Annotated in this window: 14 protein-coding genes; 6 read left to right on the top strand and 8 right to left on the bottom strand. The window is 34.2% G+C overall.

What is annotated here, in order from left to right:
- Positions 1 to 11: 11 nt before the first annotated feature.
- The gene (locus ACW9W4_RS04635) at positions 12 to 560 is read right to left on the bottom strand and encodes an NUDIX hydrolase (protein ID WP_457761310.1); all 549 of its coding nucleotides are present in this window, start codon (positions 558 to 560) and stop codon (positions 12 to 14) included.
- 74 nt (positions 561 to 634) lie between these two features.
- On the opposite strand from ACW9W4_RS04635, the gene ACW9W4_RS04630 reads away from it, so the two are divergent.
- Entirely contained in the window at positions 635 to 1,372 is a 738-nt protein-coding gene (locus ACW9W4_RS04630; RefSeq protein WP_457761309.1) for a 5,10-methenyltetrahydrofolate synthetase, read from the top strand.
- Here the strand turns inward: ACW9W4_RS04630 and ACW9W4_RS04625 are convergent.
- Positions 1,369 to 3,867, bottom strand: a complete 2,499-nt coding sequence (locus tag ACW9W4_RS04625) for a dihydropteroate synthase (RefSeq protein WP_457761308.1) — start codon at positions 3,865 to 3,867, stop codon at positions 1,369 to 1,371. The two genes, ACW9W4_RS04630 and ACW9W4_RS04625, sit on opposite strands and share 4 nt — an antisense overlap.
- 32 nt (positions 3,868 to 3,899) lie before the next feature.
- The gene (locus tag ACW9W4_RS04620; RefSeq protein ID WP_457761307.1) at positions 3,900 to 4,862 is read right to left on the bottom strand and encodes a homocysteine S-methyltransferase family protein; all 963 of its coding nucleotides are present in this window, start codon (positions 4,860 to 4,862) and stop codon (positions 3,900 to 3,902) included.
- Positions 4,863 to 4,971: 109 nt separating this feature from the next.
- Here ACW9W4_RS04620 and ACW9W4_RS04615 point away from each other — a divergent pair, with 109 nt between their 5' ends.
- Positions 4,972 to 6,078 carry an MFS transporter gene (locus tag ACW9W4_RS04615; protein WP_457761306.1) on the top strand — a complete coding sequence of 369 codons (1,107 nt, stop codon included), beginning with the start codon at positions 4,972 to 4,974 and terminating at the stop codon, positions 6,076 to 6,078.
- Positions 6,079 to 6,080: 2 nt separating this feature from the next.
- Here ACW9W4_RS04615 and ACW9W4_RS04610 read toward each other — a convergent pair whose 3' ends face one another.
- The 5 genes from ACW9W4_RS04610 to ACW9W4_RS04590 form a co-directional block, all read right to left on the bottom strand.
- Positions 6,081 to 6,881 (bottom strand): amidohydrolase family protein, encoded by an 801-nt coding sequence (locus ACW9W4_RS04610; RefSeq protein ID WP_457761305.1) that lies wholly within the window; start codon positions 6,879 to 6,881, stop codon positions 6,081 to 6,083.
- The gene (locus ACW9W4_RS04605; RefSeq protein ID WP_457761456.1) at positions 6,878 to 7,489 is read right to left on the bottom strand and encodes a GNAT family N-acetyltransferase; all 612 of its coding nucleotides are present in this window, start codon (positions 7,487 to 7,489) and stop codon (positions 6,878 to 6,880) included. The genes ACW9W4_RS04610 and ACW9W4_RS04605 overlap by 4 nt, the downstream gene beginning before the upstream one ends.
- Positions 7,490 to 7,841: 352 nt before the next feature.
- Positions 7,842 to 8,600, bottom strand: coding sequence for an ABC transporter permease (locus ACW9W4_RS04600; RefSeq protein WP_457761304.1), 759 nt, complete (start codon positions 8,598 to 8,600; stop codon positions 7,842 to 7,844).
- 5 nt (positions 8,601 to 8,605) lie between these two features.
- Positions 8,606 to 9,370 carry an ABC transporter ATP-binding protein gene (locus ACW9W4_RS04595; RefSeq protein ID WP_457761303.1) on the bottom strand — a complete coding sequence of 255 codons (765 nt, stop codon included), beginning with the start codon at positions 9,368 to 9,370 and terminating at the stop codon, positions 8,606 to 8,608.
- Positions 9,367 to 10,395 (bottom strand): ABC transporter substrate-binding protein, encoded by a 1,029-nt coding sequence (locus ACW9W4_RS04590; protein WP_457761302.1) that lies wholly within the window; start codon positions 10,393 to 10,395, stop codon positions 9,367 to 9,369. Before ACW9W4_RS04590 ends, ACW9W4_RS04595 begins: the two co-directional genes overlap by 4 nt.
- Before the next feature lie 131 nt (positions 10,396 to 10,526).
- Here ACW9W4_RS04590 and ACW9W4_RS04585 point away from each other — a divergent pair, with 131 nt between their 5' ends.
- From ACW9W4_RS04585 to argC, 4 genes are read left to right on the top strand one after another with little or no spacing between them, the layout of a single operon-like run.
- Complete coding sequence (locus ACW9W4_RS04585; protein ID WP_457761301.1) at positions 10,527 to 11,726, top strand: argininosuccinate synthase; 1,200 nt, start codon at positions 10,527 to 10,529, stop codon at positions 11,724 to 11,726.
- The gene (lysW/argW, locus tag ACW9W4_RS04580; RefSeq protein ID WP_179362320.1) at positions 11,723 to 11,890 is read left to right on the top strand and encodes an alpha-aminoadipate/glutamate carrier protein LysW; all 168 of its coding nucleotides are present in this window, start codon (positions 11,723 to 11,725) and stop codon (positions 11,888 to 11,890) included. The genes ACW9W4_RS04585 and lysW/argW overlap by 4 nt, the downstream gene beginning before the upstream one ends.
- Complete coding sequence (gene lysX / locus ACW9W4_RS04575) at positions 11,890 to 12,747, top strand: lysine biosynthesis protein LysX (RefSeq protein ID WP_457761300.1); 858 nt, start codon at positions 11,890 to 11,892, stop codon at positions 12,745 to 12,747. The genes lysW/argW and lysX overlap by 1 nt, the downstream gene beginning before the upstream one ends.
- 27 nt (positions 12,748 to 12,774) lie before the next feature.
- On the top strand, positions 12,775 to 13,821 hold the full coding sequence (gene argC, locus ACW9W4_RS04570; RefSeq protein ID WP_457761299.1) for an N-acetyl-gamma-glutamyl-phosphate reductase: 1,047 nt from the start codon (positions 12,775 to 12,777) through the stop codon (positions 13,819 to 13,821).
- Positions 13,822 to 13,823 lie beyond the last annotated feature (2 nt).

The following is a 13,823-nucleotide window of genomic DNA, read 5'->3' as shown; positions in this document are numbered from 1 at the left end:
TTAAATGAATCTCAGGATTTTAGGCAATTTCGAATCTGTTTTAAAATTCTAGCAGAAGCTCCCCACACAATTTGATTTTGATATTCAAATGTATACATTTCTTGAATAACATTATGAGATGGATCTGGATCCTTTGCCTCAGTTTTTAAAAATGACTCTAGTGGAATATGGAAAATTTTTTCAACTTCTGCGTTGGCTGAAAGTGTAGGGATTTCATTTACTACTGAAATAAATGGTAAAATCAAAAATCCAGAATTTAATGTTACAACAGGTTCCAATTGGCCCATTACTTGTTCTGGAGAAATTGCAAGTCCAATCTCTTCATTTGTTTCACGTAATGCAGTTTCTAAAAGATCTGAATCAGTTGATTCCAATTTTCCACCAGGGAATGAAATTTCACCAGCATGAAATGTCATATGTTTTGGTTTTTCAGTCATTACAACAATTGGTTCTTTCCCATAGATCACTACTAGTACTGATGCTAAACGATATTTTCTATCAGATTCAATTTTAGGATTAATTTTAGTAGAAAGGTTGGATTTTAATTCATCTAAAAGCATCGTGGTTCTTTCCTACTATTCCATATGGGTTTTGGTATTCAAAGGTTTTAACCAAGGATAGAAGAATTGAAAATATGACAGTTAGGTATGAAGCTAATCCTCCCAAAATTCTACCTGATGTAGATACAAATGAATCAATTGAAAAATTTGTAGATAAAATAAAAATTATTTCAAAAAAGTGTGATGCAATTCATCTAACAGAAAATGTATTAGGATTTCAAAGAATTTCCCCAATTGAAGTTGGTAAAATAATTAAACGAGAAATTCCAGATTTACCTATCACAGTTAGTCTAAGAGTTAGAGATAAGAGTGAAGATGAAATTTTAGAATTTGTAAAAAATTGTATTGTAATAGGATTTTCAGGGATTTTGATTCTAATGGGCGATCCATCTCAAACAGGTAAAAAAGATTCAGGTCAATTTCCAAGTACTACGGTAAAGAGATTGAAACAGCAAGGAATAGATTCTAAAATTGAGTTGTATCTTTCAATACCCAACAAGCCTAATTTTTCCAAAATTGGAAAAAAAATAGATGCAAATCCCAAAGGATTCATGACTCAAGTTATTCAAAACATAGAACAAGTTCAAAACCTATCAGACAATCTAAAGGGATTTTCAATAATTCCAATTCTTTTGTATCCATCACCTAAAAATGAAAAATCGGCAAAGTTTTTGAATTTAGATTTAGAATCATACAGTAAAGATTTTGAAGAGTTGTTACACAAAACACAAGAAATAACTGGAGACGTGTTACTTACATCACCTAGTGACTTTAATGGATTGAATGAATTTTTAGAAAAACTATCCGATTAAAGAACAAAATATTTTGCATCTGGATGGTGAATAACGATTGCTGTAGTAGATTGTTCAGGAATGATTTGTCCAGATTCCGTTAAAGTCATTCCAGATTTTTCAGGTTGTAATAATTTCCATACAAGATGATGTTGTGCAACATCAGGACAACTTGGAAATCCCCAACTATATCTTAAACCACCTTTTTCCAAATTTAGTTCTGTTTTGATTCGCTGATTAACCCATTCGGCTAAAGCCTCAGCAATTTCAACTGCTAGCCCATGCAGATAATAAGCATCAGTATACTTGTCTTCCTTATTCCACTGTTCAATGATATCAGCCACTTTATTCCCCACAGTTACAGATTGAAATGCAACAATATCATCATCGCCAAAATAGTCAGTAAGACATAGGTGATCTGATTTTGTGGAGCGCGGGAATTCCAATTCTACATCATCGCCATTAGGATTTTCAACGAGTAATTTCCTATCTTTATTGTGACATTTGAAATATCCATAAACAATTTCAGGCTCAATGAGTTTGTCTCTAATAATTCTCATCTTCCATTCAGTGAGTAATTGTTCGTGTTCATCTTGAGATTCAGAACCTGCCTTTCCTCTCAATCCCCAAGATAATTTGAATAATGATTTCTTATCAATCATAGTCCAGACTTCGGCCATATTGATTTGATCTAATTTTAATCGAATTGGCTCTCCAACTATTTTTGGAGTAGGAGCTTGAACTGGCTTAATTTCACTTTTCGGAAGAGTGTCAGGATCTATTTTTGCAGTAGATTTGTCTTTCCAATTTTCTAACTTTTCTTTCCAATCAGATAGAAGTTTTGGTTTTTCATCAGAAACTAAAGTATCCATTGTTTTGAGGCCTTCAAACATAGTATTACAGTAAAATACACCAGGTTCGTAAATCCCATCTTCTTTTGCAATTCGATTTATGTAATTGCTGTTAATTGCAGCACCACCGCAAAGGATTGGGACAGTCATATTGTTTTTTCTTGCATGTTCTACAAAGAACTTCATCTGTTTTGAAGTAGATACCAATAATGCAGATAATCCAATTGCGTCAGGTTTTGTTTCATCGATTTTTTCAATGAATTTTTGTAATGGAACTTGTTTTCCCAAATCATGTACCGTGTATCCATTATTTTGAAAAATTGTCTTTACAAGATTTTTGCCGATATCATGAACGTCCCCATAAACAGTACCTAAAACAAGTACACCCTTGCTTGTTCCCTCCTCTTTTACCAGATATTTTTCCAGTTCGCCAACTGAGGCTTTCATACATTCTGCAGACTTGAGAACAAAAGGCAAGATTAATTCTCCTGAACCAAATTTATCGCCAACCTCTTTCATTGCAGGAAGTAAATCTTCATTGAGAGTTCTAATGGCACCTTCATGTGTAACTTCTTTTGGAGCATCAAGAGAAAGAACCCCATCAGTATCTTTGATAATATCATTTTTCCCAAGTTTCTCAGCGATTGCAGATACAACATCATTTTGAATTCCATCTTTGATTCTATTTACAATTCTAAAATTTGCACGTTTTCCTGCAGGCCAGGAAGGATCAACATCAACTTTCTTTGAAGCAGTACCAACTTGAGATCCTAGATTCTCAAAATATGCAATCGAATCAGATAATGCATCAGGATGCGTGTTAAAAATTAGATCATCTACAAGTTTTCTCTCCTTCTCATCAATTTCACCATAAGGAATAATCTCTTTTGCATTAACTATTGCAGAATCAAGACCAGCCTTAACTGCATGATATAAGAATGCTGAATTGAGGATTTTTCTAGCATATGGTGCAAGACCAAAGCTGATGTTACTAAGCCCCAAAGTTGTGAAACAATTTGGGAATTTTTCTTTAACTAGTTTAATTCCTTCCAGAGTATTTTTTCCTGCATCAAGAAATTCATCTTCTCCTGTTGCCAAAGTAAATGTAAGAACATCAAAAATGAACTGTTCAATTTTTAATCCATATTTTTTTCCTGTTTCATAAAGTAATTCTGCAGTATCAACTTTTTGTTGAGGAGTTTTAGCCATTCCTTCAGGTCCAATACACAATGCAATCGCAGGTAAACCATACTTTGCCATGATAGGAGCAAGTTTTTCAAATCTACTTCCATCGCCTTCAAGATTTATTGAATTAATTATAGGCCTTCCAGGTATCTGTGTCACAGACGCTTCAATGACTTCAGGATCTGTAGAATCAATTACCAGTGGTGCATCAATTTCTAAGCTTAACCGTTTTACTAAATTTAACATGAATTCTTTTTCATCTGCACGTTCCGTAGTTGCAACACAAACATCAAGACAATGTGCACCGTCCTCAACTTGCATTCTCCCCAAATCAACCAAGCCCTCATAATCATCTTCGAGAACCATTTTCTTTGCTTTACGAGAACCTTGAGTATTGATTCGCTCACCAATAATCAAAGGAGCAGGAACTTGTTTTAGATCAACTGCTTTCAATGCCGAACTTACTCTTGGAACTGTCAATATTGTAAAATCACACCTGTTTTCGTAAATACTTAACCCTCGATAGAACTGGCTTTTTCGTCAATTACTTTCCTTAGGGCCTTGATGTGTTCGGGATTTGTTCCACAACACCCACCAATAATTCGAACTTTTTTGTATTGAGTAAGAAAATCCCCTAAGGCTTGACCCATTTTTTCAGGAGTCATTTTGTAAACTGCTTGTCCACCATCGTTTTCAGGCATACCTGCATTTGGAACAACCAATATGCTATGTTCATCTTGTTCATCTAACCACTGAACACTAGGATTCATCTCAATAGGACCAGTAGAACAATTTAATCCAAAAATATCAATTCCCATATCAGAAACAGTCGTGTATGCAGCTTGAACATTTGTGCCAAGTAACATTTTACCGTATTGATCCAATGTAGTATTTGCAATAATTGGGACTTTTTTACCAGTTTTTTTTATCGCATTATGACATGCCTCAATGACAAGTTTGATTTCTAAAAGATCTTGGCTTGTTTCAATTAGTAATGCGTCAACACCACCAAGAATTAATCCTTCAGCTTGTAATTCAAATGCTTCACGTATTTCATCTAGCGATATTTGTCCAAGATCAGGATCATTGGAACTTGGAAGATAGCCAGTTGGACCCATCGACCCAATTACATATCGCGGTTTATCAGAATATTCTGCACAAACTTCAAATGCAAGTAAGGCAATTTTTTTATTAAATTCAATTGTTTGATCTCCAAAACCATATTCAGCAAGCTTGATTTTATTTGAACCAAATGAATTTGTTTCAATGCAATCAGACCCAGCATCTAAATAATTTCTGTGAATTTCTTTAATCCATTCAGGATGTGTAATTACTAATCCATCGTTAAAACCATCTTGATTATTAGGAAAATCTTCTGGTTGTGGATCATGTCTTTGGATTTCAGTTCCCATTGCACCATCAAATAATAATACACGATTTTTCATTGCATCAAGGAACGGCTCTTTTTCTGTCAACCTAATTTCAAAATAGTCTAACGCAGTTTAACTCTTTTCTAAAAATATCAAAAGTTGCAAGATTGATACGTATGTTGAAATTAGGTGAAAGTGGATTTTTTGCATATTTATGCAAAAGACATCAGTCAATAATCTAGTTCGTAGTGCCACATTTTTTCAACATGCTGGAATTTCCATAATCTTTGTTTTCATGCCCATTATTGCAAGAGGGGTTACAGATTCTATTTTTGAAATTGGGCTATTGGTGGCATCATTTAGTTTTGCTCAAATTTTATCTGAAATCTACTTTGGAAGATACTCAGATAAGAAAGGAACCAGGCTCAAATTCATCAGAATTGGTTTCATAGGATGTGCTGTAGCCTTTGGATTGCATTATTTTGCAGACGACCTCACTTCATTTTTTCTAGTAAGGATTCTTGCAGGGATTGCAAGTGGAATAATGATTCCCGCAATGATTGCTTATACCTATGAGGCAAATATTGATAAAAAAAGAGCAGCAACAGTGATTTCATTTCACGCGTTAGGGTGGTTAGCAGGAATTGCCGCTGCAGGATTTGCAAATGATCTTAAATTAATTTTCTTGATTAGTGCAGGATCATTTGTAATTGGATTATTCTTTACAATTAGACTACCAAATCCTGAGCAAATAAAAGAATTAACTCCAGGCACTACAAAAAAAGTAATTTCAAAAAACAGATTTCTCTTTCTATCATTATTACTAAGACATATTGGAGCAGCAGCAGTATGGACTATTCTTCCAATAATGTTAATGGAAAAATGGGGCGCAGAACTTTATCAAATATCAATCGTATATGTTGCAAACACATTGACTGCATTTATTTTAATGAATGTGATGGCAAGTAAAATTCACCTATCTAATGTAACTAAATTTAAAATTAGTATTGGATTTACAACGTTTGTATTTGTAGGATTGTTGTTTGTTACAGATTGGTGGATGGCAATGCCGTTTATGGCACTGGTTGGAGGAACTTGGGCATTTTTGTTTATTGGTGGAAATTTCCATTTGATGGAAAACAATCCACGTTCAACATCAACTGGAATATTTAGCTCAACTCTATCTATTGCTACAGTAGTTGGTCCGGTAATTGCAGGCAGTATTGCATTTGTATTTGACTATAATGCAGTAATGTATTTTGCAATTGCAATTATCATTTGTGCATTTATGGTATCATTGAAAATTAAAAACCAAAAATAATTTTATGAAATTTTGAACAATTGTTTTGCATTTTTATACATAAAATTATCCCTAAATTCTTTTTTGATGTTTAGTTTAGCTACAAAATTAAGATATGAATCCATAGAGATTATAGGCCAATCAGTGCCATAAAGTAAGTATCTAGGTTCACCTGCGTAATTGATCAATTCTGCAACTTTATCTTTCATCATCTTTTCAAAAAAGTGATCAAAAGATCCTACAACAAGACCAGATACATCTGCAAATACATTTTTATTTTTATAAATCACTTCTTGTGCGTCTTGAATCCAGGGATTTCCTAAATGACACATTACAATTTTTAGTTCAGGATTATCTACTGCAACATCATCCAGATTAAGAGGTCTAGCATATCGCAATTTCCCTTTCTCCGAATATGTATCCCCAGTGTGAAACATTACAGGAATTCCAAATTCAATGCATGTATCGTAGACCTTTTGATATCGTTTATCATAAGGGTAATAGTGTTCATAACCTGAATAAATTTTCATGGCTTTAATTTTACCCTCTTTAATCCATTCTCGATAGATTCTGAGATCATCATCAGTGTGATTATCTATAGTAAATCCTGCTGCAATTCCTAGATTATCATACTTTTTAATTCCTTCAATAATTTGTTTAGTTGATGGTCTTTCTGAATTTACTTTGTAAGAAGACAAGATTATGGCATAATCCACATTATTACTTGACATCTCATTTTGAAGCATGTCTAATCGATCTTCAAGTAATGGAATATGTTGAGTAAGCTCATATTGATTCACATGAACATGGCAATCAATAATCATAATTTTTCTACAAAATCAGGATTTTTCCATTCAATAAAAGTTGCATTGTTCAGCGACCTTGGATCTTTCAAATAATCAGGGAGTATTTTGATAAACTTGAAGCCATTTCGTATTTGAAACGACAATACAGGTTCTTTAACTTCATGTTTTTTTACTTTAGCAACATATTCTAAAGGAGTGAATTCTTTTGCATGTTCACAATAATTAAACAATCTTGCCCCTGCAATTATTCTACATAAATTTAGTTCCTTTGCCAATGTTTTTCTTGCATCATAGAGTTTTGTTGCAATCCCCAATCGCCTATGGTCTGGATGAGATGATACATCAGCACCATATAATGAATCACCATCAGGGTTATGATTTTTAAAAAAGCTATCACCACATACACTCATCCAAGTATGATCTTCATATTCAGATTTTAATTTCACAATCAAACTACTACAAGATCCAACAATCTTTCCATTATACTCTGCAACAAACTGACCTTTAGGGAAAACTTTCAGATGGGATTTCAAATGATCAGGTTTCCAGTATACACCTTCAGCAGCCATGTATGGAAATGCAATTTTTTGTAATTCAACAATTTTTAAAATATCATCTGGAGTCATTGAACGTATAATGACAGGACTATGTCTTGTTTGAGTAGAAGTAAGGGAAGCCATATTTTATCAAATAGATTTAGAAGAGATTAATTAAATATATCATAATCAGCATAACTCGTGATATTTGCATAATATGAAAAATGATTTAATATCTAATCATTAGTTGTTTTAATTCTGGATGAAGTCAACTCAATTATTGTTTAAATAATGATATTCAATGTCCCAAACATGAAATGTCTTTGTAATACAAATTCAGCATGCATGTTTCATTATATCATAAAAAATCCAGATTCCATAATACAAAAAAAGTAGTTATTTGGACTGATATTGATATGATTTAACATAGTCAATCATAGAATTATCTCAAACCCCAACGAGACATTACTTTATTTTCAACTCTCTTGAAAATAACACCATCAACTGCAAGACCAATTCCCATTATTACCACCATAATTCCAATTACTTGAGATACATCATTCAAAGAACGACCAGCATTAAGCAAGAATCCTAAACCTAGGAATGAAAATAGAATTTCTGCACCAATAACGCCCCTCCAAGCAAATGCCCAGCCTTGTTTAAAGCCTGAAATCATGTATGGAAAGGCAGCAGGAATTAGTACCGCAGTAATCAATTGGCTTCCCTTTGCACCCATATTTCGAGCAGCCTCAATAAAATGTGGATTAATGTTTTTGACTCCAGTATAGGTGTTAATGGTAACTGCAAAAATTGCACCAATTGCAGTGACAAAAATTATCCCACCATCAGTTAATCCAAACCAGAGTATAGCCAAAGGAACCCATGCAATTGATGGGATTGATTGTAATCCCAAAACTAGAGATCCAACAGTTTGATTGATTACCTCGACTCTTGCCATAAATATTCCAAGTACAATTCCTCCACCAATAGATATTGCCAATCCAATAGCTAATCTCCACATACTAGTTGCTATTCCATATAACAAACTACCATCAGATACACCATAAGCTAAATCTTCTGCCACCTCATATGGAGAAGGAAATATGTTGTCAGGCCATATTCCAACCATGGAAATAATTTGCCATACTGCAATAATTCCAATGTAAAATGCAATTCTGTGAGGTGTGAAATTCTTTACCATTATTATCACTCTGGTCTTTTCTTTACCTCAGGTCTAAGTTCTGCTAAAATATCTTGTTGAAATTTAAGTAAAGATTCATCATCAGTAATTCTAGGTCTTGGGAAATTATTATCAACTTCTTTTTTAATTACAGATGGACGATTACTAAAAATTGCAACTTTAGTTCCAAGAACTGCAGCTTCAGAAACACTATGAGTGACAAATAAAATTGTCTTTTTTGTCTTCTCCCAAATCAACTGCATTTCAACTAATAATAAATCACGAGTCTGTGCATCAAGTGCAGCAAAGGGTTCATCCATTAGTAATACATCAGGATCCATTACAAGAGCTCGTGCTATAGCTACACGCTGCTTCATTCCAGTAGAAAGTTGGTAAACATAAGAATCTGCAAATTTTGTTAATTGCATCATATCCAAATATCTATGAGATATTTTGGCTCGTTCCTCTTTTGGAATACCAGCCATCTTTAATCCAAATTCCACATTATCTTGAACCTTCAACCACGGGAATAATGCCCCCTCTTGAAACACCATAATTCTTTCAGGTCCAGTTTCAGTAACATTACGACCATCAAACAAAATTTGCCCCTCATCAGGTTTTTCCAAGCCTGCAACTATGCGTAAGAAGGTAGATTTACCACATCCTGAAGGACCCACTAGGCACACAAAGTCTCCAGCCTCAACTTTGAGATTAATGCCTCCAAGAGCTTTGAGTTTGTGAGAATCATGACTAAAATATTTTACAATATTTTTTGCTTCAAGTTTTGTCATGTGTTATTTCCCCCTTCAATGGGATTTGTATCAAAGTAGTAAAAAATACCAGACAAATCATATCCATTTCGTCCAAGATATCCTAGGGCATTTGCCTTTTCTGCAAATGAGTAAACAGAATCAGGTATTGGATCTGCAGTGATTACAAGATTAGATAGTGCAATATCTACAACATCATCAGACAATGATTGGCCTAAATGGGAATTTAAAAAATTGTTAAACACATCTCTAGTTTCAATAGGATTCTGATTAATCCAAGTTACCGTTTTATGATGTGAATCTAAAAAATTTGCAACTATGACAGGATTTTTTTCTACAAAATCAATATTGGCAATTAAAAGAACAGATGCAAATTCTTGATTTGGCCACAATTCCTCTTCGAAGAATAATCTTTTTCCATCTAGTTCAGTTTCTAAAATAGTAGCCCATGGTTCTGCCACCCATGCACCATCAAGATCACCCTTAACAAATAGTGTATAGATGTCAGGGTTTGGAATATTGTAAACTATTACAGAGCCACCTTTATCAGCAGTTTTTAATCCATGTTCAGATAGATAATGTCTCAAGGATACATCCTGAGTATTGCCAATTTGTGGAGCAGCAATTTTCTTTCCAGCAAAATCAGATGCAGAATTTATTTCAGATTCAGGATGAACAATGAAACTTGCTCCACCACTTGCAGCCCCAGCAAGAATCTTTACGTTATGATTTTCAGAAATTAAAAATCCATTAATTGCAGGACCAGGACCAACATATGCCAAGTCAATAGAATTAGCAAATAGAGATTCTATAGCCTGAGGACCACTGTCAAAAACACGAGTTTCAATTTTTACTTGGTCTCCCAGATCTGTTTCAAAAAATCCTTTCTCCATCCCTACTATTGGAATTGCGTGTCCAATGTTAGGAAAGTAAGCAATACGAATTTTATTTTCATTAGATTCAGAATTAGAACTAAGAGATATTCCCAATATAGATAACAAAATAATGCCTGCAATACTGGCAAAAATTACCGATCGAGTTTTCATAAAACAGCGTTATATTTGGCGGTTAAATAATCATCGAATTTTAGCTCAAGCTAGTCAGAAACTTTTTGAAAAAAAATAATTTGAGCACATCACAAAAGATAAATTCCAAAATACGACGGAAAAGATGTTTTATGACTCAAAAAGGAATTCTTGCATTTTCAGGTGGACTGGATACATCAGTCGTTGTAAAGTATCTACAAGACGAACATGATATGGATGTAATTACCGTCACAGTAGATGTTGGACAAGGAGACGATTGGAAAAAAATTGAAGCTAAAGCAAAAAAATTAGGTGTTAAAAAACACTACAATATTGATGCAAGAAAAGAATTTGTCACAGATTACATTTTTCCTTCAATTAAAGCAAATGCACTTTATCAAAAAAAATATTGTCTTGCAACAGCACTTGCCAGACCGTTAATTGCAGAAAAAGTTTTAGAAATTGCAAAGAAAGAGAAAGTCACGTCACTTGCTCATGGTTGTTCTGGAAAAGGAAATGATCAAGTACGATTTGATATCACATTAAGATCAGGTTCTGATCTTCCAATCATTGCTCCAATTAGAGATAAAAATTTAGATAGAGATACAGAATTAAAATTTGCAAAAAAACATGGGATTGAAATTGATACTGTAGCAAAAAAATTTAGTATTGATCAAAATTTGTGGGGACGTGCAATAGAAGGAGGAGTGTTAGAAGATCCATACAACGAACCACCAGATGATGCTTTCATTTGGGTTAAAACAAAAAACTTGCCTGACAAACCAACATACTTGGAAATAAAATTCAACAAAGGAATACCAGTTGAGGTTGATGGTAAAAAAATGGAACCGATAAAACTAATTGAATATATTAACAAAAAAGCAGGAGATGCAGGTGTTGGCATAGTTGATCATATTGAAGATAGAGTGGTTGGAATAAAATCGCGTGAAGTGTATGAAACTCCAGCAGCGACTTGTCTGATTGAAGCTCATGCAGATTTGGAAAAAATGGTTCACACCAAACATGAGAATAAATTCAAATCAATGATTGACGATGAATGGGCATATTTGGTATATTCAGGACTTTGGCAAGATCCACTAAAAACAGATCTAGATGGATTTATTGATGCATCACAAAAGCCAGTATCTGGAACTGTGAAACTGAAATTATACAAAGGAAGTCTCAGGGTAGTTGGAAGAAAGTCAAGCAATTCATTATACAGTCACGATATTGCAACTTATGGAGTAGAATCTACATTTGATCAAAGATTAGCCAAAGGATTTGTCGAATTATGGGGAATGCAGTCAACAGAAGCTAATAAATTACAAAAGAAAAGGTCTACAAAAACATGAACTGCCCAGAATGTGATGCAACATTAAACATCCCAGACGATGCCTCAGTAGGAGAAATTGTCTCCTGTCCTGATTGTGGCGCTGACTTTGAAATCGCAAAAAAAGACGGAGCAAATGTCGAGCTTAAACAAGCAGAAACCGTAGGCGAAGACTGGGGAGAGTAATGTCAAAAGTTAGTATCGTTTTTGACCGCTTAAGGGCGGAAGAAAAGATGCTACAAAAAGAAGCATCGGAACTAGGACATGATGCATTGATGTTAGATGCAAAAATCACTCAAATCAATACAGACAGTAAAAAAGAAGATTTTGATTTTGGAGATGTTGTTTTAGAAAGATGTGTAAGTTATTTTAGAGGACTGCATTTTACTGCAAGTCTAGAATTTATGGACATTCCTGTATTAAACAAGTTTGAAGTTGCAAATGTTTGTGGAAATAAAATGTTCATGACATTACTTTTGAAAAAAAATAATATACCAACACCTAAAACATACTTTTCATTTTCAAGTGAAAGTGCAGCAGAGAATTTAGATAAAGTAGGATTTCCTCTAGTGATTAAACCAGTAATTGGAAGTTGGGGAAGAGGCGTAATGCCACTAAAAGATAGAGATACCATGGAAGCAGTTTTTGAGATCAGAGATATTACAGATAGTCCCCATGACAGAATTTACTATTTACAAGAATTAATCCAAAGACCACCAAGAGATATCAGAGTAATTACAGTAGGAGATGAGCCTATTGCAGCCATGTATAGAAAATCTTCAGGCGGATTCAAAACCAATATCGCTCTAGGGGCAGATCCAGAGATTTGTGAGATCACAAAAGAGATGGAGGATATGGCAGTAAAAGCGTCAAAAGCTATGGGTGGTGGGATTTTAGGAATAGATATGATGGAAGATGACCAGAGAGGTTTAGTTGTACATGAAGTTAACAATACAGTAGAATTCAAAGGATTGTCAAAAGTTGCTACTAGAAACATACCAAAAGAAATGATAGAATTTGCTTTAAACTACGTAAGAAAATAATTATACTCCTTTAGGAGGTGTCTTATCATGAAAGTAGGAGTTGTAGGTGCATCAGGATATGTAGGTGGAGAGACACTTCGTCTTTTGGTAAACCATCCAGATGTAGAGATCGCAATGGTCACATCAAGACAACATGTAGGGGAGTATCTACACAGAATCCAACCAAGTTTGAAAGGATTTACCGATCTTACTTTCTCAGAATTAGATTATGATAAATTAACAGACAAGTGTGATGTTGTATTCACTGCGGTACCTCATGGAACTGCAACTGAAATTGTAAAAGCACTCTACGATAGAGGAGTCAAAGTAATTGATTTGAGTGCAGATTACAGATTACACAATCAAGACGCATATGACAAATGGTATGGTTGGGAACATCCACATCCAGACTATTTAGAAAAATCAGTTTTCGGAGTACCCGAATTGCATAGAGATAAAATTAAAAATGCACAACTAGTTTCTTGTCCAGGATGTATGGCAGTTACATCAATGCTTGCACTTGCACCATTAATCAAAAATAATCTTATTGATGAAGAACACATCATTGTTGATTCAAAAATAGGTTCATCAGGAGCAGGTTCTGGTTCTGGAACTGCTCATGCAATGAGAGCAGGAGTAATCAGACCATACAAACCAGCAAAACATAGACACACAGGTGAAATTGAACAAGAGCTTAGTGAAATTGCAGGACATAAAATTCGTGTATCAATGAGTCCGCATGCAGTAGATGTAGTTAGAGGTATTTTGTGTACAAATCACACATTCTTGAAAAAAGATATTGATGAAAAAGAATTATGGAAAATATATCGTCAAGCATATGGTGAAGAAAGATTCATCAGATTGATCAGAGACAAGAAAGGATTGTACAAATTCCCAGATCCAAAATTCTTGGTAGGTTCAAACTTTTGTGATATTGGATTTGATTTAGATGAAGATAACAATAGATTGATTGCACTTTCTGCATCAGATAACTTGATGAAAGGTGCAGCTGGTTCTGCCATTCAAAACATGAACGTAATGTGTGGTTTTGATGAAATGGACGGACTAAGATATACACCATTAACTCCGGTTTAGAA

Source organism: Candidatus Nitrosopumilus sp. bin_7KS (assembly GCF_054095835.1).
Note: the sequence above shows the minus strand (reverse complement) of the source record. Positions and strands in the feature narration are given on the sequence as shown.

Bases quoted from the DNA above. Each gene is read 5' to 3' on its own strand.
- ACW9W4_RS04635 (WP_457761310.1), bottom strand. From the start codon at position 560: ATGCTTTTAGATGAATTAAAATCCAACCTTTCTACTAAAATTAATCCT.
- ACW9W4_RS04630 (WP_457761309.1), top strand. From the start codon at position 635: ATGACAGTTAGGTATGAAGCTAATCCTCCCAAAATTCTACCTGATGTA.
- ACW9W4_RS04615 (WP_457761306.1), top strand. From the start codon at position 4,972: ATGCAAAAGACATCAGTCAATAATCTAGTTCGTAGTGCCACATTTTTT.
- ACW9W4_RS04610 (WP_457761305.1), bottom strand. From the start codon at position 6,881: ATGATTATTGATTGCCATGTTCATGTGAATCAATATGAGCTTACTCAA.
- ACW9W4_RS04605 (WP_457761456.1), bottom strand. From the start codon at position 7,489: ATGACTCCAGATGATATTTTAAAAATTGTTGAATTACAAAAAATTGCA.
- ACW9W4_RS04600 (WP_457761304.1), bottom strand. From the start codon at position 8,600: ATGGTAAAGAATTTCACACCTCACAGAATTGCATTTTACATTGGAATT.
- ACW9W4_RS04595 (WP_457761303.1), bottom strand. From the start codon at position 9,370: ATGACAAAACTTGAAGCAAAAAATATTGTAAAATATTTTAGTCATGAT.
- ACW9W4_RS04590 (WP_457761302.1), bottom strand. From the start codon at position 10,395: ATGAAAACTCGATCGGTAATTTTTGCCAGTATTGCAGGCATTATTTTG.
- ACW9W4_RS04585 (WP_457761301.1), top strand. From the start codon at position 10,527: ATGACTCAAAAAGGAATTCTTGCATTTTCAGGTGGACTGGATACATCA.
- lysW/argW (WP_179362320.1), top strand. From the start codon at position 11,723: ATGAACTGCCCAGAATGTGATGCAACATTAAACATCCCAGACGATGCC.
- lysX (WP_457761300.1), top strand. From the start codon at position 11,890: ATGTCAAAAGTTAGTATCGTTTTTGACCGCTTAAGGGCGGAAGAAAAG.
- argC (WP_457761299.1), top strand. From the start codon at position 12,775: ATGAAAGTAGGAGTTGTAGGTGCATCAGGATATGTAGGTGGAGAGACA.